Annotated in this window: 21 protein-coding genes and 1 riboswitch; of the genes, 9 read left to right on the top strand and 12 right to left on the bottom strand. The window is 67.1% G+C overall.

Annotated elements, in window-relative coordinates; all coding sequences use genetic code 11:
• Positions 1-24 precede the first annotated feature (24 nt).
• The 3 genes from QUV25_RS12125 (at position 25) to QUV25_RS12115 (ending at position 3,482) form a co-directional block, all read left to right on the top strand.
• Positions 25-1,389 carry an MBL fold metallo-hydrolase gene (locus QUV25_RS12125; protein WP_300864183.1) on the top strand — a complete coding sequence of 455 codons (1,365 nt, stop codon included), beginning with the start codon at positions 25-27 and terminating at the stop codon, positions 1,387-1,389.
• 148 nt (positions 1,390-1,537) lie between these two features.
• Positions 1,538-2,749 (top strand): lytic murein transglycosylase, encoded by a 1,212-nt coding sequence (locus QUV25_RS12120; protein WP_300864181.1) that lies wholly within the window; start codon positions 1,538-1,540, stop codon positions 2,747-2,749.
• Between the two features lie 13 nt (positions 2,750-2,762).
• Positions 2,763-3,482, top strand: coding sequence for a hypothetical protein (locus tag QUV25_RS12115; RefSeq protein WP_300864180.1), 720 nt, complete (start codon positions 2,763-2,765; stop codon positions 3,480-3,482).
• A 16-nt stretch (positions 3,483-3,498) separates the two neighbouring features.
• On the opposite strand, the gene QUV25_RS12110 is transcribed toward QUV25_RS12115, so the two are convergent.
• The 5 genes from QUV25_RS12110 to QUV25_RS12090 all read right to left on the bottom strand — a co-directional run bounded on the left by QUV25_RS12110 (position 3,499) and on the right by QUV25_RS12090 (position 7,740).
• Positions 3,499-3,945, bottom strand: a complete 447-nt coding sequence (locus QUV25_RS12110; protein ID WP_300864178.1) for a hypothetical protein — start codon at positions 3,943-3,945, stop codon at positions 3,499-3,501.
• A 35-nt stretch (positions 3,946-3,980) separates the two neighbouring features.
• Entirely contained in the window at positions 3,981-4,328 is a 348-nt protein-coding gene (locus QUV25_RS12105) for a heavy metal-binding domain-containing protein (protein ID WP_300864176.1), read from the bottom strand.
• A gap of 79 nt (positions 4,329-4,407) precedes the next feature.
• The gene (locus QUV25_RS12100; RefSeq protein ID WP_300864175.1) at positions 4,408-5,052 is read right to left on the bottom strand and encodes an ABC transporter ATP-binding protein; all 645 of its coding nucleotides are present in this window, start codon (positions 5,050-5,052) and stop codon (positions 4,408-4,410) included.
• A complete protein-coding gene (locus tag QUV25_RS12095) occupies positions 5,045-6,712 on the bottom strand; it encodes an iron ABC transporter permease (RefSeq protein WP_300864172.1) in 1,668 nt (555 codons plus the stop codon). Before QUV25_RS12095 ends, QUV25_RS12100 begins: the two co-directional genes overlap by 8 nt.
• Positions 6,709-7,740, bottom strand: a complete 1,032-nt coding sequence (locus QUV25_RS12090; protein ID WP_300864169.1) for a thiamine ABC transporter substrate-binding protein — start codon at positions 7,738-7,740, stop codon at positions 6,709-6,711. Before QUV25_RS12090 ends, QUV25_RS12095 begins: the two co-directional genes overlap by 4 nt.
• A gap of 60 nt (positions 7,741-7,800) precedes the next feature.
• Positions 7,801-7,907: riboswitch (TPP riboswitch) on the bottom strand.
• A gap of 131 nt (positions 7,908-8,038) precedes the next feature.
• Here QUV25_RS12090 and QUV25_RS12085 point away from each other — a divergent pair.
• On the top strand, positions 8,039-8,728 hold the full coding sequence (locus QUV25_RS12085) for a methyltransferase domain-containing protein (RefSeq protein ID WP_300864167.1): 690 nt from the start codon (positions 8,039-8,041) through the stop codon (positions 8,726-8,728).
• 209 nt (positions 8,729-8,937) lie between these two features.
• Complete coding sequence (locus QUV25_RS12080; protein ID WP_300864166.1) at positions 8,938-9,717, top strand: hypothetical protein; 780 nt, start codon at positions 8,938-8,940, stop codon at positions 9,715-9,717.
• Between the two features lie 73 nt (positions 9,718-9,790).
• Here the strand turns inward: QUV25_RS12080 and QUV25_RS12075 are convergent, their stop codons facing one another.
• Positions 9,791-9,961: a hypothetical protein gene (locus tag QUV25_RS12075; protein ID WP_300864163.1), complete on the bottom strand. Its 171-nt coding sequence runs from the start codon at positions 9,959-9,961 to the stop codon at positions 9,791-9,793.
• Between the two features lie 126 nt (positions 9,962-10,087).
• Between QUV25_RS12075 and QUV25_RS12070 the strand changes: the two genes are divergently transcribed.
• The 3 genes from QUV25_RS12070 to QUV25_RS12060 are packed head-to-tail and all read left to right on the top strand — an operon-like array spanning position 10,088 to position 14,907.
• Positions 10,088-12,682, top strand: coding sequence for an ABC transporter permease (locus QUV25_RS12070; protein WP_300864241.1), 2,595 nt, complete (start codon positions 10,088-10,090; stop codon positions 12,680-12,682).
• A gap of 10 nt (positions 12,683-12,692) precedes the next feature.
• Positions 12,693-13,754, top strand: coding sequence for a PLP-dependent cysteine synthase family protein (locus QUV25_RS12065; protein ID WP_300864161.1), 1,062 nt, complete (start codon positions 12,693-12,695; stop codon positions 13,752-13,754).
• 4 nt (positions 13,755-13,758) lie between these two features.
• On the top strand, positions 13,759-14,907 hold the full coding sequence (locus QUV25_RS12060; protein WP_300864160.1) for a carotenoid 1,2-hydratase: 1,149 nt from the start codon (positions 13,759-13,761) through the stop codon (positions 14,905-14,907).
• Positions 14,908-14,934: 27 nt separating this feature from the next.
• Here the strand turns inward: QUV25_RS12060 and QUV25_RS12055 are convergent, their stop codons facing one another.
• From QUV25_RS12055 to QUV25_RS12040, 4 genes are all read right to left on the bottom strand, one after another.
• On the bottom strand, positions 14,935-16,113 hold the full coding sequence (locus QUV25_RS12055; RefSeq protein WP_300864158.1) for a putative zinc-binding metallopeptidase: 1,179 nt from the start codon (positions 16,111-16,113) through the stop codon (positions 14,935-14,937).
• 213 nt (positions 16,114-16,326) lie between these two features.
• Positions 16,327-17,541, bottom strand: coding sequence for an HlyD family efflux transporter periplasmic adaptor subunit (locus QUV25_RS12050; RefSeq protein ID WP_300864156.1), 1,215 nt, complete (start codon positions 17,539-17,541; stop codon positions 16,327-16,329).
• Positions 17,538-19,907, bottom strand: a complete 2,370-nt coding sequence (locus QUV25_RS12045) for an ABC transporter permease (protein WP_300864155.1) — start codon at positions 19,905-19,907, stop codon at positions 17,538-17,540. Before QUV25_RS12045 ends, QUV25_RS12050 begins: the two co-directional genes overlap by 4 nt.
• 18 nt (positions 19,908-19,925) lie before the next feature.
• A complete protein-coding gene (locus tag QUV25_RS12040) occupies positions 19,926-20,684 on the bottom strand; it encodes an ABC transporter ATP-binding protein (protein WP_300864153.1) in 759 nt (252 codons plus the stop codon).
• Between the two features lie 328 nt (positions 20,685-21,012).
• Here QUV25_RS12040 and QUV25_RS12035 point away from each other — a divergent pair, with 328 nt between their 5' ends.
• A complete protein-coding gene (locus QUV25_RS12035) occupies positions 21,013-21,366 on the top strand; it encodes a hypothetical protein (protein ID WP_300864152.1) in 354 nt (117 codons plus the stop codon).
• Positions 21,367-21,445: 79 nt separating this feature from the next.
• Here the strand turns inward: QUV25_RS12035 and msrA are convergent, their stop codons facing one another.
• Complete coding sequence (msrA, locus tag QUV25_RS12030; RefSeq protein WP_300864150.1) at positions 21,446-22,045, bottom strand: peptide-methionine (S)-S-oxide reductase MsrA; 600 nt, start codon at positions 22,043-22,045, stop codon at positions 21,446-21,448.
• Positions 22,046-22,083: 38 nt separating this feature from the next.
• Positions 22,084-22,569 carry a peptide-methionine (R)-S-oxide reductase MsrB gene (msrB, locus tag QUV25_RS12025; RefSeq protein WP_300864148.1) on the bottom strand — a complete coding sequence of 162 codons (486 nt, stop codon included), beginning with the start codon at positions 22,567-22,569 and terminating at the stop codon, positions 22,084-22,086.
• Between the last annotated feature and the right edge of the window lie 5 nt (positions 22,570-22,574).

Raw genomic sequence — 22,574 nt, 5'->3', positions numbered from 1 at the left:
ATCGGCACGGGTAAGATGGTTGTCATGACCGTCACCCTACGCTTCCTCGGTGCTGCGGGCACCGTCACCGGCTCCAAGTACCTGGTCGAACACGACGGCCAGAGCCTGCTGGTCGATTGCGGGCTGTTCCAGGGCTACAAGCAGTTGCGCCTGCGCAACCGCGACCCTTTGCCGGTGATGCCGAACCACATTCACGCCGTGCTCCTGACGCACGCGCACCTCGACCACAGCGGCTACCTGCCCCTGTTGGCCAAGGAGGGCTTCCGGGGCAAGGTGTGGTCCACGCCGGCCACCCGCGATCTGGCGCAGATCCTGTTGCCCGACAGCGGCCACATCCAGGAGGCCGATGCCGACTTCGCCAACCGGCACGGCTTTTCCAAACACGCGCCAGCGCTGCCGCTCTACACAGAGGACGACGCGCGCCAGAGCCTGAAGCTGATCCGCACCGTGCCCATGGGGAAGGCGTTTGAGCCCATCAAGGGCTGGACCGCCCACTTTTTTGGCGCCGGCCACATCCTCGGTGCGGCCAGCTTGCTGCTGGAGGTGGGTGGGCGGCGCATCGTGTTCTCGGGCGACCTGGGCCGGCCCGACGACGCCCTGATGCTGCCACCGGAACGAGCCCCGGCGGCCGATGCGGTCGTGTGTGAATCCACCTATGGCGACCGCGAACACCCGGTCGAAGACGTGCTGGCCGAGCTCGGCCCCTCGCTGAAGCGATGCGCTGCGCGCGGCGGCACCGCGGTGGTGCCGGCTTTTGCCGTTGGCCGGGCTCAGGCCCTGCTTCACGCCATCGCCGAGCTCAAGGCCCGCCACGAGCTGCCGCGCGACCTGCCGATTTACCTCGACAGTCCGATGGCCATCCACAGCACCGGCCTGTTCAGCCGCCACATCGGCGAGCACCGACTGGACGCCGCCCAATGCCAGGCCATGGAATCGGTGGCGAAGATGACGCGCACGGCCGACGAGTCCAAGGCGATCGCGATGCAGCACGGCCCCAAGGTCATCATCTCGGCCAGCGGTATGGCCACCGGTGGGCGCGTGCTGCACCATCTGGCCAAGTACCTGCCCGACCACCGCAACATGGTGCTGCTCACTGGTTACCAGGCACCGGGCACCCGCGGCGCCACGCTGGCGAGCGGCGGCACCCAGCTGCGCATGCACGGTCAGGACATTCCCGTGCGCGCGGAAGTGGTGCAACTGACCTCGGCATCGGCCCACGCCGACAGCAACCAGCTCATGGCGTGGCTGCAAGCGCTGCCATCTGCGCCGCGCCGCGTGTTCGTGACGCACGGTGACCCGGAGGCCTCGGACCGCCTGCGCTACCGCATCGAGCATGAGCTGCGCTGGCAGGCGCTGGTGCCGGAGCACGGCAGCATGTGGACTGTTTGACCCCCTGCGCCGCTTCGCGTCTTCCCCCCAAGGGGGACCACGCCTACGGCCTGGCAAAGCCAGTTCCGTGGCGTGTGCCGGGTTCGGTCACGCGCTCCGGCATGAGTCTCGGCGCTTCTCGATCTTGATCATTTTTTCTTTTGCTGCCATGTCCACACGCACCCTCTTCCTGACCGCCGCCCTGGCCTGTCTGCCGGCCTTTGCGCAGGCCTCAGCGACCGAATCGCCCGAATCGCCCGAATTCACCCAATGCCTGGCAGGGCTGAAGGGTTCCGCGCGCAGTGCGGGTGTGTCCTCGCCGACCTACGATCGCCTGACACAGGGTCTGACTCCCGACATGAGCGTGATCGAGAAGCTCAATTTCCAGCCCGAGTTCCGTACCGCCATCTGGGACTACCTCGCCGGCCTGGTGGACGAGGAACGGGTGCAGGAAGGTCGAGCCCTGCTGGCGAAACACGCCGACACGCTCAAACGCGTGGAGCAACGCTTTGGTGTGGACCCTGCCACCGTGGTCGCGGTCTGGGGCGTGGAGAGCAACTTTGGCCAGACCTTTGGCCGCTACCCGCTGATGCAGGCGCTGGGCACGCTGTCGTGTTTCGGGCGACGCCAGAGCTATTTCCGTGGTGAGCTGTTCGCGGCCATGCGCATCCTTCAAAAGGGCGACATCGCGCCCGAGCGGCTTGTCGGCTCCTGGGCCGGCGCGTTTGGCCATACCCAGTTCATGCCCAGCACCTTCGAGCGCCTTGCGGTGGACTTCGACGGCGATGGCCGCGCCGACCTGATGGACAACGCCAGCGACGCCCTGGCCTCCACCGCCAACTTCCTGGCCAAGGCGGGCTGGCGCACCGCACAGCCCTGGGGCGTGGAGGTGAAGTTGCCCGCCGGGTTCAACACCAGCGGCGAGGGCCGGCGCAGCAAACGCGACATCAGCGAGTGGAACGCGCGAGGGGTCAGGCAGGTGGACGGCTCGGCGCTGCCGGCCGACGCAGGCTCCGCGGGTCTGCTCACGCCCGCGGGTGCCGCAGGACCAGCCTTCCTGGTGTTTCGCAATTTTGACGCGCTCTACAGCTACAACGCGGCCGAGAGCTACGGACTGGCCATTGCCCACCTGAGCGACCGCCTGCGCGGCAGCGGCCCGTTTGTCACGCCGTGGCCGACCGACGACCCGGGCATCTCGCGCGCCGAACGCCGCGAGCTGCAGGGCCTGTTGATCCTGCGCGGCCACGACATCGGCGAGGTCGACGGCATGTTGGGCGAGCGCAGCCGTGCAGCGATCCGCGTCGAGCAACTAAAGCTGGGACAGGAGGTCAATGGCCGCGGGGGACTGAAGCTGCTGAAGTCGCTGCGCAGCGGCGGCTGACCCAAGCGTGGCCATGAGCCCGTTGAGCCAAGCCCTGCTGGCGACCGCTGCGGCGGCTGCCTGCATCCCGCTCGGGGGCCTGCTGGCGCTGCTGGCCAAGCGGCGAAAAAAGTGGCTCGACGCGGAGGTGCGCCACTTCGTGGTGGCCCTGGGCGGCGGCATCCTGATCGCCGCGGTCTCGCTGGTGCTGCTGCCCGAGGGCATGCAGCGGGTGCAGGAGCCGCTGGCGGTGGCCGCGCTTTTTGTGGCGGGCGGTGCCGCTTGCTTTGCACTGGAGCGCCACCTGGGTGCCAGCCGTCGCGAATCTCCCCAGCTGGCCGCCACCTTGCTTGACTACGTGCCTGAGTCGCTGGCGCTGGGCGGCATGTTCGCCGCAGGGGCGGTCTCGGCACCGCTGCTCGCCGTTCTCATTGGCCTGCAGAACCTGCCCGAGGGTTTCAACGCGTATCTGGAGCGGGTGGCATCCGGAGAACACAAGCCCCGCACGGTGCTGCTGCAGATGCTGATGCTCGTTGCGCTCGGGCCGGCGCTGGCGGCACTCGGCTGGTTCTTCCTGTCGGCGCACACCAAGCTGCTGGGCGCGATCATGATCGCCGCGGCGGGCGCCATTTTGTACCTGATCTTTCAGGACATCGCGCCCATGTCACGCATGCGAAACCACTGGTTTCCGCCCCTGGGCGCGGTATGCGGCTTTGGTCTGGCCTTGCTGGGGCAGCAGCTGGTGGGCGGCTGAGCGGCTTCGCCCGCCTTCAGATCCAGCCGAACTGAGCGCGCACATCCCGCGCCGTCACATTGATCGGCGCGGTCGGGGCCTGGGTGTACTGGCGCAGGTTGGTGGCGCGCACGCCGCCGCCGTCCTGCCCCAGCACGGCCACCGCCTTGATGCGCCAGCCGCGTTCACGCAAGCCATTCACATAGGTCTGTGCGTCGGGGTACTCGACCAGGTCGGTGGCGTTGGCGTTGGGTGACAGGCAGAACAGCACCGCCTCGGAGCGCGCGCGGGCCACCTCCTGCACAAACTCGTCCAGTGTGGTGCGCGTGTTTTGAAGCGCGCCCACGCGGGCGTAGAACCGCACGGGTCGCTTGTCGGACTGCAGCTGGATGTCGCGCACGCTGCGGTTGAAGCAGCCCGTCAGGCTGCGCACGACAGAGGTCTTGCGGGTGTTGGCGTTGCCGATGAGGATGTAGGCGTCCATGGAAAAGCAGGTAGTCGGAGGGGGTGCGTGCAGGATCAGCCGATCTTGATTGCTGTACCACTCACCGCGACCATCATCATGCCGTTGGTTTCGCCCAGCACCTCGTAGTCGAAGTCGATGCCGATCACGCCGTTGGCACCCAATGCCTTGGCGGCGTCGATCATTTCTTCCATCGCTGCGTCGCGCGCGCCCGAGAGCGCTCGTTCATAGCCGCCAGCGCGGCCGCCGACCACATCGCGGACCGATGAAAACATGTCGCGGAAGATATTGGCGCCGATGATGGCTTCTCCATTGACCACACCGAGGTACTGGCTCAGTTCGATGCCGGCTGGCGTGGTGGTGCTCAGAAAGAATCCGTCGGTGCTTTTGGAAAACCAGCCCATGTGACTACTCCGTTGGTGGCAATGCGCCGCCAGATCGGCGCCAAAGCATTGTGCCAGCGGGTGCAGCGCACGCGCCACCTCACCAGAGCGACACCAGCCGGGCGTCCTGCAAGCCCCAGGCGTGCTGTGCCATGGCACGCGCTTCCTGCTCATCGTGCGTGACCAGGATCGCCGCCATGCCAGCCGCCTGGATGCGGTTGCGAAACTCAGCGCGCAGTTGATCGCGCAAGCTCGCGTCCAGCGCGGAGAAGGGCTCGTCCAGCAGCAGCGCACGCGGCCGGGTGATGAGCGCGCGCGCCAGCGCCACGCGTTGCTGCTCTCCGCCAGAGAGCGTCCACACGCGCGCTTCGGTGTGCTCCCCCAGGCCCAGGCGCTCCAGCATCACCTTGGCCCGTTCGCGCGCGGAGTGCCGCGGCACCCCTTGCTCGATGAGGCCAAAGGCGACGTTGTCCTGCACGTTCAGGTGGGGAAACAGGGCGAAGTCCTGGAACATGAGCGCAAAGCCGCGCCGCTCCGGCGGCAGGTTGGTGATGTCCTGGCTCTCGAACCACACGCTGCCGGCCTCGGGTGCCTCCAGTCCGGCCACGATTTTCAGCAGGGTGCTTTTGCCGCTGCCCGACGGTCCCAACAATGCCACGGTTTCGCCAGCGGCCACGCGCAGGTTGACGCCGGCGAGCAGCGGGCGGTGGTCCCATTGTTTGGCGATGTCGCGAAGTTCAAGCATGGCGTCGATTGTGCTGGGCAGCGGGTCGATCCGGCCCCTCGATCAGGGTGAAGGCCATCAACGCCAGCACCATCAGCACGCAGGCGAGCACCAGCGCAGCGTCCAGATTGGCTTCGCCCGGGCGGCCCAGGCGCTGGTAGATGAGCGTGGTGAGCGTGGTCCACTCGGGGCGCGAGAGGAACAGCGTGACCGCAAATTCGCCCAGTGCCGTGGCCGCTGCGAAGGCCATGCCGCGCCGCAGTGCGCGGGCGGTCAACGGCAGGGTCACGCGCCACCAGACGCGCCACGGTGTGGCGCCCAGCGTGGCTGCGGCCTGGGCATAGCTGGCGGGCAGGTTGTCGAGCGCGGCCGCCAGCGACTTCGCCACAAACGGGTAAGCCAGCAGCGCGTAGGCACCGATCAGCAAGGCCAGGCTGGCGGTCCAGCCCGGGTAAAGCAGCAGCAGGCCGAAGGCCACGGTGACGGGGGACGCCACAAACGGCAGGTAGGCGGCCGCGCGCCACACCAGCGCCCACAAGCCTTGCACTGGATTCGCACCACGGGCGATCGCCGCCATGTCGAAGGCGCGCACGGCCAGCGCGTGGCTCAGACCCAGGCCGGTGGCCAGCAACAGGGCCATGGCAGAGAAGCGCAAGGTGTTCCACAAGGCGGCCAGCGTCTCGGGCTGCAACAGCACCTCGGCGCCCTGCCCCAGCAGCAGCGCGCGTGATGCCTGCAGCACGATGGCCAGCAGTGGTCCAGCGCACACCAGCAACAGCGCAGCCACCGCCACCACCACCGCCAGCCACTGCGCCGCACCGCGCGGGCGGGACCGCGCAATGGGCGTGACACGCCCAGGCGCGGCCAGCCGCTTTTCCAGCCAGGCGTAGACAAGCGCCACCGTGCCGGTCAGGCCCAGCATCCACACCGCGAGCACGCCCGCCTGACCCAGCTCCAGCTGGTGCGCCACCAGCGTGTAGATCTCTACCTCGACGGTGGCATAGCGTTGCCCTCCCAGGATCAGCGCCAGGCCAAAACCCGAGAAGCAGTAGAGGAACACCAGGCACATGGCCGAGGCCATCCAGGGCGCGATGGCCGGCCATTCGACGCGCCAGAACGCCCGCCATGGCGTGGCGCCCAGCGTGCGCGCGGCGGCCACGCGCGGCGCACTCACCTGCTCCAGCGCGTCGACACCAGCGCGCACCACCAGACACAGATTGAAGAACAGGTTGCCGTAGAGCAGCAGCCAGGGCGTCTCGTCCAGGGTGATGCCAGCCTGAGCGAGCGGCTCACCCAGCCAGCCGCGCGGTCCCCAGAGCGCCAGCACCCCCAGCGCTGCCACCAGCATGGGAACGACAAAAGGCAGCATCAGGAAACGCAGCACCAGCGCGCGCCCGGCAAACTCCAGTCGGGCCAGCACCCAGGCCACCGGCAAACCGATCAGCAGCGCCAGCACACAAGTGATCGCCGCCTGGGCCAGACTCCAGAGCACGCGCCAGCGCAGGTAATCGTCCTGCCACAGCGCCAGCCAGCGCAGCGGCGCATCTCCCGCCAGATCGCCTGACCCCAACCCTTCGGCCAGCAGCCGAAGCACCGGGGCCACCAGCAGCAGCGCCAGGCAGCCCAGCGGCAGGATCGCCAACCAGCGGGGCAGCCGATTGCCCCGGCTCGATGCGGTCACTTCAGCACAACTTGCGTCCAGCGCCGCAGCCAGGTCTTGGCTTGTTGCTCGGTCAGCGCAGTGGCCAGGGCGTCAAAGGTGGCGGGCTCGGCGGCGTGTTGCCGCATCACGTCCACGCGCGGTGCGCCGGACTCGGCGGGGAACATCCACATCGTGGTCTGCAGCGATTGCTGCACCGGCGCCGAGCGCAAGAACTCGACGAAGCGACCCGCCGCTTCGCGAGAAGCGGTGGGGGCGCCCTTGACCAGTGCCACGCCTTCCACCTGCCGGTACACACCGCCCTTGAGAAACAGGTTGGCAGTGGGCGACTCGGTGACCTTGTCCTTGCTGTAGAACACCTCGGCCGCCGGGCTGCTGGCGTAACTCACCACGATCGGGCGTGTGCCGCCGTTGCGGGTGAACTCGGTGTAATAGGCCTCGCTCCAGCCTTTGACCACCTTGACGCCATTGCGGCGCATCTGCGCCCACCACTCGAACGCAGCAGGCTCACCCAGACCAGCGATGGTGGCCAGCAGAAACGCCTGGCCCGGGCTGGAGGTGGCCGGGTTCTGCACCACCAGCAGCTTCGCATAGGCGGGCTTCGTGAGATCGGCCAGCGAGGTGGGCAGCGCCAGTCCGCGCTGGGCAAACCAGGCCTTGTCTATGTTGAGGTTCACATAGCCGTAATCGACGGGAACCACGCCCTCGGCCAGCGATACCACCGACGCACGGCCTGAGGCCGGGCCGCTGTAGGACTCCAGCACACCGGCAGCCTGGGCGCGCGGCAGCAACGTGTTGTCGATGCCAAACACCACATCGGCGATCGGCTTGGCGCGTGTGAGGATGAGCTTGTTGACCATCTCGCCGGCGTCACCCGCCTTGACGATCTGCAGTTTCACGCCCGCGTCCTGTTCAAACTGCGCCAGCTGTTCTTTGGGCAGATCGAAGGAGCCGTGGGTGAGCACGCGCAGGGTCGGCGTCTGCGCCGCGGCTGCCGTAGCCAGGCAGAGGCTGGAAATGAGCAGGGGAAAAAGAAACCGCCGTTGCATGGAAACCGCCTTGTCACAACGCCTGCGTCAAGCGTGGAACCCAGACGACAACCCGCAAAGGCGGCCGGTTTGTCACGCTCCCTACGCTGGCACAACCCAGATCAGGTGAGAGGGGTATTTCTCAGCCGCTTCCTGCGCGTTCGCAGGCGGCACCCCCGGTGAAGTGTCCATTGTAGACCTGCGCTGCAGCGCCCAGCCGTGGTACCTTGATCGCCATCCATCCCGCATGCCTCTTCTCGCGAAGTGCTGTGCCAGGTCGATCCACCGCGATTCACCGCACCACGCTTCAGGAGGCAACATGCCCGGCTACCAGGTCAAACACCAGACCGTCACCATCGCAGGCTGGGACTATGCGATCTGCTCGCTGCTCGACGGTCAGCAGTACGCCCCCGCACGCGAGACGGATCCCAGCAACGGCATGAGTGAGTCGGGCTGGCCCCTGTTTGGGCAGGTCTGGCCCTCGGCCCGGGTGCTCGCCCTGGCCATGGACAAACACGCCATCGCGGGCAAGCGCATCCTGGAGATCGGCGCCGGACTGGCGCTGGCAAGCCTGGTGATCCACCGCCGCGCTGGCGACGTGACGGTGACCGACTGGCACCCGCTCACCGAGACTTTTTTGCAGCGCAATCTGCAAGCCAATCATCTGGGGCCTTTGAACTACCAGGCTGGCGACTGGGAGGTCGACGATGCCGACGGCGCCAGCGGCCTGGGTCGCTTCGATCTCATCATTGGCAGCGACGTGCTTTACGAGCGCCAGCAACCGGCCCAGCTGGCGCGCTTCGTCCACCAGCACGCCGCGCCGGGCGCCGACATCATCATCGTCGACCCGGACCGGAGCAACCGCTCCGAATTCTGCAAGGCGATGCATGCGCTGGGCTATCAGCTGACCATGGCATTGGCCGAGCGCACGCTGGAAACCGGCGAAGCCTACAAGGGCCGCTTCCTGCACTTTTCCCGGTCTGACGAGACCAGCGCGACCACACGCTGATTCAGGCTTGCGCCCAACGCACCGCTCGGCCCGTTTGAGGTCCCCATGGTGATCCATGCACACCGGGATAACACCTTGGTTGTAGGAAAAAAAGAGACACGCGATGTGCATCAAGAAAACCCTGATTGCTCCGAAACAGAGAACAAGGCCGACAGGCCACCGTCTCTCTCTTGATCCCATCCCACAACGCGAAAAAACGGAGGTATGCCATGGTCAATCGCTCGCGCTCCCTGTCTCGCGCCACCATCAGTCTGGCATTGAGCAGCGCGCTGCTGGCAGCATGCGGAGGTGGCGGTGACGACGCTGCGCTGCAGCCGGTGGCTGAGGCCAGACCGACCGCGGTGCTTGCCGAAGCCGGACCCGTGAGCGAAAAATGTGGCATGACTTCGCTGGCCACCCAGGCCCTGGCCGGCCAAGGCGGACTCAACGTGCGCAGCACGACGGTCAATACCGATGGCTATGACCTGCCGCTGACCTACCTCATTTCGGGTGACTATTTCGAGACCCAGATCCGCCAGGACTTGCTGTTACCACAGGCCGACCTGCGCGCGCCGGTGGTCTTCATCGAGCCTGGGAACAAAACCATGGGTGTGGCAATGACGGGCCCCTATCTGCTGGGTTCGGTGGCCTGCATCCGGGCCGTGGGTCGGGCCTGGCCGGTGGCCTCTCCAAGCACCGCCACGTTCGAAATGTCCTGGTCCAGCACCGACCAGCCAGAGCTGCCCGTGCAGACGCTGCCCCACCCGGCTGTCAACGGCTTCGAGTACCTGAGCAACTTCGAGACCCAGAACCCCAGCGCCGTGTTCACCCTGCCATCGCACACCGTGGGCAATACCGCCGAGGTCCGCATCTGCCGCTACGAAGGCGGCGCTGACTGGGCCTGCGTGGTGCCTGAGATCAACCTGCAGGGAGCCTCCTACACCTTCAGCACCCCGATGATGGCCCGAGGCGTGTACGTGTTGAGCGCACCGGCCGCGCCCATGTTCTGACACCGCTCCCAGGCAGCGAAACGGGCCCCTAGGGGCCCGTTTCGCTTGGGTGCTGGGGACAGCCCCGCAGGACTCAGCCGCCCTTTTTCGAGCGCTTGCCCGGGTTCTTCTTGCTTCGCGTGGCCACGCCGCGCTCCAGGCTCACGCGCTGGCCGCGGCCATGCGAGGGCAGGGACACGCCGGGGACAGGGGTCGGACGAGGGGTGCGCTTGCGGTCAGCTTCGGTGACGATTTTGTTGCCCATGATGTCGGTTCCAGAGAGAAGGTGAAAGACCCTCGTATTAGGCCACAGCCGGGCGGCCCTCTGCCGAAGCACCGGGAAGACCTGCCCAGGCGGGCGCCTGGCGCACCAGCGGTAAGCTCCATGCACATGCTGGCGCTGCTCAAGACCTTCTCGTGGCAGGAACTGTTGCACCACCCCTGGCGCAATGCCGCGGCCGTGGCAGCGGTCATGCTCGGCGTGGCGCTTGCGCTGTCGGTGCACCTCATCAATGCATCGGCGCTGTCAGAGTTTTCCGGTGCCGTGCGCTCGGTCAATGGACAGCCCGATCTCGATCTGAGAGCCCGCCAGGGGCTGCTGGACGACCGCCTGCTCGATCGTGTGGCGGCCCAGCCTGGCGTGGCGATCGCCAGCCCGGTGCTGGAATGGAGCACCACCGCGCGCACCGCCGATGGCCAGGCGGTGGCGGTGCGCCTGATCGGCGTGGATGCGCTGTCGGTTGGGGGCGTTTCGCCTGCGCTGATGCCGCGCACCGACACCCCCAGCGGTGGCAGTGCCACGGGGCGGCGACTCGACTTTTTTGCGCCCGAGGCGGTCTACCTCAACCCGGCGGCGCGCCTGGCGCTGGGTACTGGCGCCAACGCTCCCACGATTCAAGTGCAGACCGGGCTGCAGCTGCAGACGCTGCGGGTGGCGGGCTCGGTGAACGCGCCGGGCGCGCCGGTGCTGGTGATGGACGTGGCCGCGTTGCAGGACTTGATTCAGCGCCCGGGCTTGCTCAGCCGCATCGACCTGCGCCTGGCGCCTGGCACCGAGCCCGATGCCCTGCTCCGTGCGCTCGATCTGCCCGAGACGGTGCTGGCACAGCGGCCCGAGCAGGCGGGCGAGCGGGTGAGCAACCTGTCGCGCGCTTACCGGGTCAACCTCACCGTGCTGGCGCTGGTGGCGCTGTTCACCGGCGCCTTTCTCGTGTTTTCGGTGCTGTCGCTGTCGGTGGCTCGGCGCCAGCAGCAGTTTGCGCTGCTGGGTGTGCTGGGGCTGGGCGCGAAGGAGCGGAGGCAGCTGGTGCTGGCCGAGTCGGCGCTGCTGGGCGCGCTGGGCAGCCTGCTGGGGGTTGGCCTGGGCACCGCGCTGGCGGCACTGGCACTGCGCGTGCTCGGGGGTGACCTCGGTGGCGGCTACTTTGGGGGAGAAGCGCCCCGCTTGCAGTGGAGCCTGAGCGCCGCCCTGCTCTATGGCGCGCTGGGCACGGTGGCCGCTGTGGTGGGTGGGTGGTGGCCGGCGCGCGCCACCGAGCGCATGGCACCAGCCCTCGCACTCAAGGGCCTGGGCGCACCCGAGGTGGCTGCTGGCCGGAACCACGCCCTGGCGCTGGGCCTGATGGTGCTGGCCGGAATGTTGGCCTGGGCGCCGCCGTTGGGCGGTCTGCCGCTGGCCGCTTATGCATCGGTGGGTCTGCTGCTGCTGGGGGGCATCGCCGCTTTGCCGCTGGCCGTGGGCGCGTTGCTGAACCGGCTTGTGCCGCTGGTGGCCACGCACGCCCTGCCCCTGCTGGCGGTGGAGCGATCCAGGCGTTTGCGCGAGACGGCGGCGGTGGCCACCAGCGGCGTGGTGGCCAGCCTGGCGCTGTCGGTGGCGCTGACCGTCATGGTGGCCAGCTTCCGCGACTCGGTCACGCAATGGCTGGACGGCGTCTTGCCGGCGCAGTTGTACGTGCGCGTTGCCTCAGGTGGCTCAGGCAGCGGGGCCGGCGAGGGCAACACCTTGCCACCCGACCTGGTGCGAGCCATCGCCACCCAACCCGGCGTGGCACGGGCCGATCCCCTGCGCACCACCGCGCTGCAGCTCTCGCCCACCTTGCCCGCCGTCACCCTGCTTGCGCGGCCCCTGCACTCGGGTGCGGACACCACCGGTCAGACCCTGCCGCTGGTGGGCAACCCGGCGCCACTGCCGGCCGCGGCAGCAGGGGAGACTGTGGTGCCGGTCTACATCAGCGAAGCCATGACCGACCTCTATGGCGCGTTGCCGGGTGCCTGGCTGCCCCAGCTGGCGCTGGCTTTTCCAGCACTGCCCGAGGACGTGCGCTTCTTTGTCGTTGGCGTCTGGCGCGACTACGCGCGCCAGCACGGCAGCGTGGTGATGGAGCGGGCCGATTTTGTGCGCTACTCGGGCGATGAGCGCGTCAACGACCTGGCCCTGCACCTCAACGAAGGCGCGAGCGAAGACGCGGTGCGCGAAGGCATCCGCACCCTCGCCGCCGAGCAGGGCGCGCAAGACTTGCTGGAGTTCGCCTCGGCCGGCCAGATCCGCGCCATCTCGCTGCGCATTTTTGACCGCAGCTTTGCCGTCACCTACTGGTTGCAGGCAGTGGCCATCGGCATCGGACTGTTCGGCGTGGCCGCGAGCTTCAGCGCTCAGGTGCTGGCGCGCCAGCGGGAGTTTGGCTTGCTGGCGCACCTGGGTCTCACGCGGCGGCAGATCCTGGGCGTGGTCGCGCTGGAAGGCCTCGCCTGGACACTGCTGGGCTCGCTTGCCGGGCTGGCGCTGGGCCTAGGGGTGAGCCTGGTGCTGGTGCATGTGGTCAATCCGCAGAGCTTTCACTGGACCATGGACCTCGCCCTGCCCTGGTTGCGGCTCATCGCCCTGTGTGTGGCCGTGGTTCTGGCTGGCACCCTGACGGCCTGGCTGGCCGGACGCGCTGCCGCCAGCCGCGACGCGGTGCAGGCGGTCAAGCAGGACTGGTGACAATGGCGCCATGAGCCCTTCACACGACTGGACCCACCGCGCACTGGCGCTGATCGCGGCCGACCACTGCCGCAGCGCCGACACCCACCTCATCGCCTTGCCACTGCCCGCCTGGCAGGCACGAGGCATCGACCTCTACCTCAAGGACGAGTCCACCCACCCGACCGGCAGCCTGAAACACCGGCTGGCGCGCTCGCTGTTTCTCTACGCGCTGTGCAACGGCTGGCTGCACGAAGGCACTGTGGTGGTCGAAGCGTCGAGCGGATCGACCGCGGTGAGCGAAGCCTATTTCGCCCGCTTGCTCGGCCTGCCCTTCGTTGCCGTGATGCCACGCAACACCTCGCAGGAAAAGGTCGATCAGATCCACTTCCACCAGGGGCAGTGCCACTTCGTCGAAACGGCTGGCGAAGTCTACGAAGCAGCGCGCCAGATTGCACAGCAGCAGGGTGGTCACTACATGGACCAGTTCACCTATGCAGAGCGCGCCACCGACTGGCGCGGCAACAACAACATCGCGCAAAGCATCTTCGACCAGATGGCCTGCGAGCGCCACGCCGTTCCGCGCTGGATCGTGGTGGGCGCAGGAACCGGAGGCACCAGCGCCACCATCGGCCGCTACCTGCGGTACGTGGGCCACGGCACGCAGCTCTGCGTGGCCGATCCGGCCGGCTCAGTGTTCGCCACCTACCACCGCGAACGCGACGCTTCGGCGACGGCGACTGGCTCGCGCATCGAAGGCATTGGGCGCCCGCGCGTCGAACCCAGCTTCATCCCTACCTTGATCGACCGAATGGTGGAGGTGGCCGACGCCGACTCCATCGCTGCCATGCACAGCCTTTGCTGCCTGCTCGGTCGCCGTGTCGGCCCCTCCACCGGCACCAACCTCGTCGCCATGCTGGCCCTGGCAGTGGAGATGCAGGGGCGCGGCGAGGCCGGCGCCATCGTCTCGCTGCTGTGCGACAGCGGCGAGCGCTACCTCAAGACCTATTTCGATGCCGACTGGTCCCTGGCCCGCTTTGGCAACACCAGCGCGGCCCGCCAGCGGCTGGACGCCGCGCTGCTCGGCGCCTGAGACCATGTCGCCAGGTTTTCTGGGCAGCAACCGCCGACAGTGGCTCATGGGCGCGAGCGGGCTGCTGCTCGCGCCCGCGTTCGCCGAGACAGCGAATCAGCAACAACACCAAGCCGGCAGCACTCTGACACCACGCCCGCTGCGTTTCCCGCGCGACCACGGCACGCACAACGAAACCCGCACCGAGTGGTGGTATTTGACCGGTCACGCGAAAACAGAGATCGGACGTACCTTCGGGTTTCAGGTCACCTTCTTCCGCAGCCGTGTCGATGCAGCGGGACCCATTCAAAGCAGGCTGGCCGCCCGCCAACTGCTGTTTGCCCACGCCGCCATCAGCGACCTGCAAGGCCAGCAGTTGTTGCACGACGAGCGCATCGCCCGCTGGAATGGCGAGCCGCCACTGCAAACCGAGCGCGGCGTGTTCGCCCGCGTTGACGACATGCAGGTGGTGCTGCGCGACTGGTTCATTGAGCGCGACACCACAGGCGTCTACCGGACCAGCGTTTCGGGCGACGGCTTTGCCATATCGCTGCGCGCCACGCCCACGCAGGCCCTCCTGCTGCAGGGCGATCGAGGCTTTTCGCGCAAGGGCCCGGACCCATCACAGGCCAGCTTTTATGTCACCCACCCGCAGCTCGCGGTGCAAGGCGCGCTCACGCTGAGTGGACAGCGCCTCATGGTGACCGGTCGGGCCTGGCTGGACCACGAATGGAGCGAGGCCATCCTGCACCCCGAGGCGGTGGGCTGGGACTGGATCGGCATGAACCTGGACAACGGCGACAGCCTCACCGCATTTGAATTGCGTCGCGCCGACGGCAGCACCGTATGGGCCGGTGGCTCCTACCGGACGCTGGCCTCAAGCGCGGACCCGCTGGGTGCGAGGTCGTTCGCCGCCGATGAGGTGCGCTTCACGCCGCGGCGCTTCTGGACCAGCCCGCTCACCCGAGCACGCTATCCCGTCGAGTGGCAAGTAGACACACCCAGCGGGCGCTTCACCGTGCGAGCGCTGCTCGATGCCCAGGAGCTCGACAGCCGCTCCAGCACCGGCACGGTGTACTGGGAAGGTTTGTCCGACCTGCTGGACGCGCAAGGCCAGCGCGTGGGTCGCGGCTACCTGGAAATGACGGGTTACGCGCAGCGGCTGGTGTTGTAGCCGCTCTCCGACTGACCAGCCCAACGTTCACAGCGAAACGATGGCCTGCGCCTGGCCTGTCTCCACCACCAGCAGGTGGATGAAGTGCAGCTTGGCCACCACTTCGTGGGGCATCACGAAGGGGTAAAAATCCGGCTGACCCATGGCACGCGACATGCCGTTGAGCAGCATGGTCAGCTGGGTCCAGTGGTTGAGAAAGGCGAGAAAGCGCTCGGCATCAGGGTGATCTGGCAGGTACAGCACGTCGGCGTCAAACGGCGTGAAGTCCAGCTGCGCCGGGTTGAGCGTGAGGCCATAGCTCAGGGCGGTATCCACCGTGTCGCGCATGTGCATGTAGTGCGCCCAGCATTCGGCCCAGTCTTCCCAGGGATGCACGCTGGCGTATGCGCTGACGAAATGCAGAGGCCAGTCGGGTCGCGGACCGTCTTCGTAGCTCTTCTTGAGGCTCTCGGCATAGTCCTGGTTTTCATCGCCAAAAAGCGCTCTGAACCTGGGCAGCCACTCGGTTTTTTCAACCAGACGGTACCAGTAGTAGTGGCCGATTTCGTGGCGAAAGTGCCCGACCACGGTGCGATAAGGCTCGTTCATGGCCTGGCGCGTGCGCTCGCGCTTGGCGTCGTCGGCCTCGGCCACGTTCAGCGTGATCAGACCGTCGTCGTGTCCGGTCATGACGTGCTTGCCCGGCTCGGTGGAGCGCAGGATGTCGAACATCAACCCCTGTTCGGTGTCCTCGGTTTCGCGGGAGGCCACGGGCAGGCCCATCACCAGCAAGGCAGACACCAGGCGGCGCTTGGCCTGCTCCACGCGACCCCAGAGCCCCCCGTTATCAGGCTGTGCCGGATCGTCCAGGTTGGGAATGGTGCGGTTGAGCCGGCAGGCTCGACAAAGACGCGCGTGCGCATCGCCACCGGCATGCGGCACCAGCCAGTTGCAGTTCGCAGGCGTGTCCCGGTTGGCACAACTCACATACGTCGGTCCTGGAGTGCCCCACTCCACCCAGGTGTCGGCCTCTTCGCCCGGTGCCAGAGGCAGCAGACTGGCCCGTTCAGGGTGGTAGCCCAACGCGGTGCCACAGGCCAGGCAGCGACTGTTGACAAAAAACGTGGTGCGACCGCACTGGCAGGTGTAGACCCTGGAGGTGTGTGGCGCCTCAGCGTTCAAGGGAGGCACCGGGGGCAGCGAAGCCGCCGAAGGGTGATCTGACATGTGGGAACCTCCCAGGGAGAATCAGGCGTCAAGACAACCAAGCGAATGGCATGAGTCGGCTGGCGAGCCTGTTGCGGCAGACGATTCTCGCCCACCCAGCTGCTGGCCAAAGCCAAGGTCGCCCCGAAGAAGCCTCAAAGGGTTCGCCAATGTTGAGGAGATGAACAGGCTTGCCTGGCCAATTTCGATGGACCGCGCCTGGCCGGCGCCGCTTCACTTCCGGGTTTTCACCGCCTGTCCGTCTTCGATCATGCTGCCCGGGTAGAGCAGCACTGTCTCGCCAGCCTGCAGTCCATCCTGTATCCAGGCCTGGTCTGCGTTGCGGTCCTTGACTGTCACCGCACGCACGCGCGCACGGCCACCGTCCACCACAAACACGCGCCAGCCAGAGCCGTCACGCACCAGCGCCGCGCTGGGAGCCAGCAGAGCGTTGTCCTGCGCATGGATGGTGATGCGCGCGTCCACCCGGAAGCCGTCGCCCAGATTCAGGGTGGCGGCACCCGCGTCCAGGTTCACGATCACGTTCACACGCTGCTCTTCGATGCCCAGCGCCGAGACCTTGGTGAACGCCACCGGCTCGATGCGCTCGACCCGCCCTGTCAACGGCGGTGCCTTGCCGCCTGTGGAGAGCAACACCGTGGCACCCGACCCAATCGCGCCGACCTCGCCCGAGAGCACATCGATCACCGCCTCCAGCGCTCCCAGATCGCCCAGTTCAACCAGCGGCTGGCCCACATTGACCGGCGCTGCGCTGTCCAGGTGCAGCTTGAGCACCTGACCGTCCACCGGACTCTTCAAGGACCACAACCCTGCCGCTCGCCCACTGGCGCTGGGCTCTGAGCGGGTGAGCGCAGCGCGCGCTTCGGCCAGCATGAAGTCGGCCGCGGCCAGCTCGGCGCGCCCGGCGTTGACCGCCTGGCGAGCAGCCTGCTGCGCCAGCAGCGCCTGATCGCGCGCCGAGGCCGAAATGAAATTGTCCTGCGCCAGCTTGGCTGCGCGCTGTGCCTCCAGATCGGCCTGGGCCAGCGCCGTTTGCAGGCGCTGCACCTGGGCACTCGCGGCCTGGCGCGCGGCGTTGGCAGTGCCCACGCGTTGCGACAAGACGTCGCGCGTGCGCGCATCGATCATTTGCGGCGAAACGGGTTGCAGCACCGCCACCACGTCACCCGCCTTCACCGCGTCGCCCACTTTGAGCAAGGGCCGCTGCAGCTCGGCCTGGGTGGGCGCGGTGATGACGTAGCGGTTCTTCAGCCGCAAGCGGCCGTCCTCTTCAATCACCTGCTCAAAGCGGCCGCTAGCCACCTCAGCGACTTCGACCACCAGCGGGCGAGGCTGGTAAACCCACCACACCAGGCCAGCCAGCGCGAGCACGCCGAGCGCGATGGCCAGGGTACGACCCCAGCGACGAGAAGTGGTCTTGTTGTTCATTCGCGTACCTTCAACACGGAAACCAGGTCCAGCTGGTCGATCTTGCGTCGCACCAGCAGCGCACTGGCCACACCCGCAGCCAGCACGATGAAGGCCGCCGAAGCGTAGGTGGCGGGCTCGATGACGACCGGGAAATCGATGGCATCGGAGGACATCAGCGACATCATCAGCGTGGCCAGTCCCCAGCCCAGGAAAGCACCGATCGGCAGGGCCAGCAACAACTCGGCGCCGAGCTCGGCCAGCAGCAGCACGGAGACCTCGGCGCGCGTCATGCCGAGCACGCGCAAGCTGGCCAGCTCCCAGGCGCGTTCGGAGAGCGAGATCCGCGCCGCGTTGTAGATGATGCCGACCGCCATGGCGACCGCAAACAGGGTGAGGATGCCGCTGAACACGCCCATGTTCTTCGAGGTGGTGCGGTTGAAGCTTTCCATGGAGGCAGCCTTGTCGAACACCGAGTTGATCAGCGGCGCGCGCTTGACAGCCCCCCAGAACTGCTCCTTGGCCAGGGGGTCGACCTGCAGGGCCGCATCCGCTACCCCCTCACCGTCGCGCGCCACGCGGTTCATCGCGTCCAGTGACATGTAGAGCAGCTTGCCGAACATGGTCTGCACGATGTCGACCACTTCCACCTCGGCCTCGGTCTGGGTCCAGAGGCGAAACTCCAGTCGCACCCGATCGCCCACGCGAGCGCCCAGTTCGCGCGCCAGCATGGCCGACAAGACCACGCCTTGCGCCGGCATCGCGACCGCGCCACGCGTTTCATCGACCACACGCATCAGCCGCGCTTCGGAACCGATGCCCATCATGCCGGTGTCCACCGTGTGGCCGTTGAAACGCACCCGAACCAGCTCCGTCCGATAGGGTTCGGCATCGATCACGCCGGGCAGGCGCTGCAGATCGCGCGCCACCGTGAGCGGCACAGGGCGGTGAAAATTCACCAGCACGTCACCCTGCTGCACCTGGCGGAATTGCACGTCCACGATGTGGTCAATGGCGTCGAGCCAGAACGCACCCGAAATCTGCAGCGCCACCGCCAGCGACACACCGATCACGGTGAACGCGGCGCGCAGTGGCCTGCGCTCAAAATTGCGGATCACCATCAGCGCACCTGTGCTCACCAGGTGGCCCAGGCCGATGCGTTCGATGATCGTGGCGCGGAAGTGCGGCGGTACGGGCGGCTGCATGGCCTGCGCAGGCCGCAGCCGAACCACGGCGTGAATGGCGGTCCAGGTGCCAAGTGCGGCGGCGCCAGCCGCAATGGCGGTGGACACCAGCACCAGCCAGGGCGTGGTCACGTACGCCAGGCTGTTGAAACGGAACACCTCGTCGTACAGACTGAGCATGCCGCGTCCGATTGCCATACTCAGCCCCAGGCCCACAACCACGCCCAGGCCCGCAATCAGGCAGGCAAACTGGATGTAGTGCCAGGCAATGGCCCCGTCGCTGTAGCCCAGTGCCTTGAGCGCCGCGATCTGGCCGCGCTGCGTGGCCACCTGGCGGCTGAGCACCACATTGAGGATGAACATCGCCACCACCAGGAAGATCGACGGCAGCACCGTGCCCATGACCTTGAGCTGCGACAGCTCATCGGCCACGATCTTGCTGGAGAGCTGCTTGTCGCGCCCCACCGCGCCGATCGCGCCATAAGGCTCCAGCAGCGCATCGACCCGATCGATCACCGCCACCAGCGGCACGCCCGGCACCACACCCAGCGCCACCTGGTTGAAGGCGCCGGCCAGGTCAAAGGCGGTGGCCATGCGCTCGTCGTCGATCCACCAGATGCCGAAGAACTCGTCATCAGGCGCACCACCCTGCGAGGCAAACACGTACTCGGGCGTGACCGCCGTGCCCACGATGTGCACCGCCTCCAGCCGACCGTTGAGGATGGCGTGCACCGTGTCGCCTGGCTTGAGCGATCGCGCCACGGCAAAGCGTTCGCTCACCAAGGCTTCGAGCTGGCCCTCGCGTTCGGGCCAGCGTCCGCTCTTGAGCGTGAGCCGGTTCAGGCCCTGGCGATCCGCGTGCACCCGCGCGAGGTCCAGCCCGATGAAGCGACCGGTGACCGGCGGCAACACGCCGGGCAGATCGATCTGCGCGTCCATCGCGTTGCCCAGCTGCACCTCACTCACGCCATCAATGGCCGCCAGACGCGCGCGCAGATGTTCAGGCGCCCGCTTGACGCCTGCAAACACATCGGCCAGCCGGTTGTCCAGATAGAAAGCGTCGCGTGCGCCCAGCAGCGACGCATGTACCGAGAACATGCCCACAAACCCGGCCACGCCAATCGCCACCACCATGGCGATGGTGGCGACCTGGGCGCGCAGGCGCGTGAGGTCGCGCCAGAGTTTGGTGTGGATGGCTTTCATGGCAGCGTCATGCCGGCATCACCAGCTCAGGCCCGAGGCGGGCAACTTGTGCGCATTCACGTGCGTGTCGACGATCTGGCCGTCCGCCAGGCGCAGCACGCGGTCGGCGATGTCGGCAATGGGCGCGTTGTGGGTGATGACCACCGTGGTCGTGCCCAGCTCGCGGTTCACCCGCTCGATGGCCTGCAACACCATGATGCCGGTGGCGCAATCGAGCGCGCCGGTGGGCTCGTCGCACAGCAGCACCGCGGGGTTTTTCGCGATGGCGCGCGCAATGGCCACGCGCTGCTGTTCACCGCCCGAGAGCTGGGAAACAAAGTGATCCAGCCGCGGCGCCAGACCCACCAGGGCCAGCGCGTCCTCCGGCTTCATCGGGTCTTCGGCGAGATCGGTCACCAAGGCCACGTTTTCGCGTGCAGTGAGGCTGGGGATGAGGTTGTAGAACTGGAACACGAAGCCCACATGTTCGCGCCGGTAGCGCGTGAGCTCGGCGTCGTCGGCGCCGATGAGTTCGTGCACCTGGCCGGCGTGAGTCCAGCGGGCCGAGCCGCTGGTGGCCGTGTCCAGTCCACCCAGGATGTTGAGCAGGGTCGACTTGCCGCTGCCCGATGCGCCCAGCAACACCACAAATTCGCCCCGCACGATATCCAGATCGACGCCCCGCAGCGCGTGCACCGCGGTGGCGCCCTCGCCGTACGTCTTGGTCAAGCCTCTCGCCACAAACACCGCCGCGGCATCGGCGGCCACCGAAGAGGCCTCGGGTGGCGTGGCGGTCATGGACGCTGGACGTTCAGACCCGTCGCTGGCATGGGGCGCGTTTGGCTTGGCATCGGCACAGTGTGCCGTTTTGCACGGAAAGCGCCATGACCTGCGTCAATCGTGGCGCCAGACTGTGCGCCGCTGCTCGTGGCGAATGTCACCCGGGTGCGGCGGGTGTGTGCACACGGCCACAGATCTGCGGATTTCCGCACCTCGGTACTGGAGGCAGCTACCTGCTCACCGCCCGCCAGGCTCGGGACAATTCAACCGCACCAGAAGAGACTCCCTGCCGCCACCAGCGACAGAGGATCCGATAGGCCGATGCCACCCACCGACCGGAGACACCATGAACCCCTACCTGAGCCGCCTTTTGGCACGCCGCCAAAGCCAGCATCCATCGTCGCGCGCCACCACGAGCCTCACCAGCCTCAAGACGGCTCGCCAAGCCTTGCATGCGTGCGTGGCCGATTGCGACGGCGACACCGCAGACCGGCTGCGCCGCCACATCGATGCGGCGCGCACACACCGCGATCTCTGGATGCAGCGCGCGCAGGTCTACCAGGTGATCTCCCTGCAACACGGCCAGTTGCTTGCACACGAGCGCATCGAAGCGCTGCAGCCTGTGTTCACTGGCTGGGTGGACCTGCGCAGCGCCATCGGCCGCCCGAGCACCAGCGGTTGGAACAGCCTGACCTGCTGAAACAGGTTCGACGCACGGCACCCGGCTCCCACCGGGGTCGAAACAGCGCGCTTCGACCGCGCCAGTCGGGCCTCAGGCCCTATTTCCAGATGCGCTTGAGCTGAGCGTCGCGCCCGCAGCTCAGGCGGTAGTAGCTGTAGCGCACCGAGTTCTTCTTGTAATAGTCCTGGTGGTAGTCCTCGGCCAGGTAGAAGGTGCTCGCTGGTGCGAGTTCGGTGTAAATGGTCTTGAAGCGACCCGACTTTTGCAACGCATCGCGGCTGGCGGTGACGATCTGGCGCTCGGCCTCGTTGCCCCAGTAGATGCCGCTGCGGTACTGATCACCGATGTCGCAGAACTGGCGGTTTTTTTCGCTCGGGTCGATGGTCTTCCAGAAGTACTCGACCAGTTGCGCATAGGTCACCTTCGCAGGATCGTAGGTCACGCGCACCGCCTCGGTGTGACCGGTGTGGCCCGCGCTCACCGCCTGGTAAGTCGGGTTGGGCGTCTTGCCTGCGGTGTAGCCGGACACGGCCTCGATCACGCCCGGCAGCTTCTCGAAATCGGACTCGGTGCACCAGAAGCAGCCGCCGGCAAAGATAGCGGTGGCACTGGCAGCGTGGGCCGCGCTGCCCAGCAGCGCGCCAGCGCCGATGGCCACAGCGGCCGTGAATCTGAGCAGGGGGCGAAACTTGAACATGTGTGAAACCTCAGGTGAAAAATGATCGGGGCATTGCCTTAAGTTCGCAGCGCAGGCAGTGTCTCGCCCTGGGGGACGAACGCCAGCGCAATACCGTTGTTGCAATAGCGCTGGCCGGTGGGCTTGGGGCCGTCGTTGAACACATGGCCCTGATGCCCTCCACAGCGGGAGCAGTGGTATTCGGTGCGCGGATAGATCAGCTTGTAGTCGGTCGACGTGCCGATGGCTTTCGGCAGGGGCTGCCAGAAACTGGGCCAGCCGGTGCCGCTGTCGTACTTGTGTGCGGCATTGAACAAGGGCTGGTTGCAGGCCGCACAGACAAAGGTACCTGGGCGCTTCTCGGCGTCCAGCGGGCTGCTGCCGGCGCGCTCGGTGCCGTGCTCAAACAGCACACGGTAAGCCGCGGGCGAGACGATCGCACGCCACTCCGCTTCGGTCTTCTTCAGGGGAAACGGTGCAGCGGCCAGCACGGATGAGGCAGGCAGCGCAGCGCCGGCCATCCAGGCAGAGAGGGTCTTGAGCATGTGTC

Source organism: Hydrogenophaga sp. (genome assembly GCF_030373245.1).
In the GTDB taxonomy this organism is placed as follows: Bacteria; Pseudomonadota; Gammaproteobacteria; order Burkholderiales; family Burkholderiaceae_C; genus Hydrogenophaga.
This window is presented reverse-complemented; position numbering and strand designations above follow the sequence as displayed.

Bases quoted from the DNA above. Each gene is read 5' to 3' on its own strand.
- QUV25_RS12075 (WP_300864163.1), bottom strand. From the start codon at position 9,961: ATGGGCAACAAAATCGTCACCGAAGCTGACCGCAAGCGCACCCCTCGT.
- QUV25_RS12105 (WP_300864176.1), bottom strand. From the start codon at position 4,328: ATGGGCTGGTTTTCCAAAAGCACCGACGGATTCTTTCTGAGCACCACC.
- QUV25_RS12040 (WP_300864153.1), bottom strand. From the start codon at position 20,684: ATGACCGCCACGCCACCCGAGGCCTCTTCGGTGGCCGCCGATGCCGCG.
- QUV25_RS12035 (WP_300864152.1), top strand. From the start codon at position 21,013: ATGAACCCCTACCTGAGCCGCCTTTTGGCACGCCGCCAAAGCCAGCAT.
- QUV25_RS12045 (WP_300864155.1), bottom strand. From the start codon at position 19,907: ATGAAAGCCATCCACACCAAACTCTGGCGCGACCTCACGCGCCTGCGC.
- QUV25_RS12120 (WP_300864181.1), top strand. From the start codon at position 1,538: ATGTCCACACGCACCCTCTTCCTGACCGCCGCCCTGGCCTGTCTGCCG.
- QUV25_RS12070 (WP_300864241.1), top strand. From the start codon at position 10,088: ATGCTGGCGCTGCTCAAGACCTTCTCGTGGCAGGAACTGTTGCACCAC.
- msrB (WP_300864148.1), bottom strand. From the start codon at position 22,569: ATGCTCAAGACCCTCTCTGCCTGGATGGCCGGCGCTGCGCTGCCTGCC.
- QUV25_RS12115 (WP_300864180.1), top strand. From the start codon at position 2,763: ATGAGCCCGTTGAGCCAAGCCCTGCTGGCGACCGCTGCGGCGGCTGCC.
- msrA (WP_300864150.1), bottom strand. From the start codon at position 22,045: ATGTTCAAGTTTCGCCCCCTGCTCAGATTCACGGCCGCTGTGGCCATC.
- QUV25_RS12060 (WP_300864160.1), top strand. From the start codon at position 13,759: ATGTCGCCAGGTTTTCTGGGCAGCAACCGCCGACAGTGGCTCATGGGC.
- QUV25_RS12125 (WP_300864183.1), top strand. From the start codon at position 25: ATGACCGTCACCCTACGCTTCCTCGGTGCTGCGGGCACCGTCACCGGC.
- QUV25_RS12065 (WP_300864161.1), top strand. From the start codon at position 12,693: ATGAGCCCTTCACACGACTGGACCCACCGCGCACTGGCGCTGATCGCG.
- QUV25_RS12085 (WP_300864167.1), top strand. From the start codon at position 8,039: ATGCCCGGCTACCAGGTCAAACACCAGACCGTCACCATCGCAGGCTGG.
- QUV25_RS12050 (WP_300864156.1), bottom strand. From the start codon at position 17,541: ATGAACAACAAGACCACTTCTCGTCGCTGGGGTCGTACCCTGGCCATC.
- QUV25_RS12110 (WP_300864178.1), bottom strand. From the start codon at position 3,945: ATGGACGCCTACATCCTCATCGGCAACGCCAACACCCGCAAGACCTCT.
- QUV25_RS12080 (WP_300864166.1), top strand. From the start codon at position 8,938: ATGGTCAATCGCTCGCGCTCCCTGTCTCGCGCCACCATCAGTCTGGCA.
- QUV25_RS12100 (WP_300864175.1), bottom strand. From the start codon at position 5,052: ATGCTTGAACTTCGCGACATCGCCAAACAATGGGACCACCGCCCGCTG.
- QUV25_RS12055 (WP_300864158.1), bottom strand. From the start codon at position 16,113: ATGTCAGATCACCCTTCGGCGGCTTCGCTGCCCCCGGTGCCTCCCTTG.
- QUV25_RS12090 (WP_300864169.1), bottom strand. From the start codon at position 7,740: ATGCAACGGCGGTTTCTTTTTCCCCTGCTCATTTCCAGCCTCTGCCTG.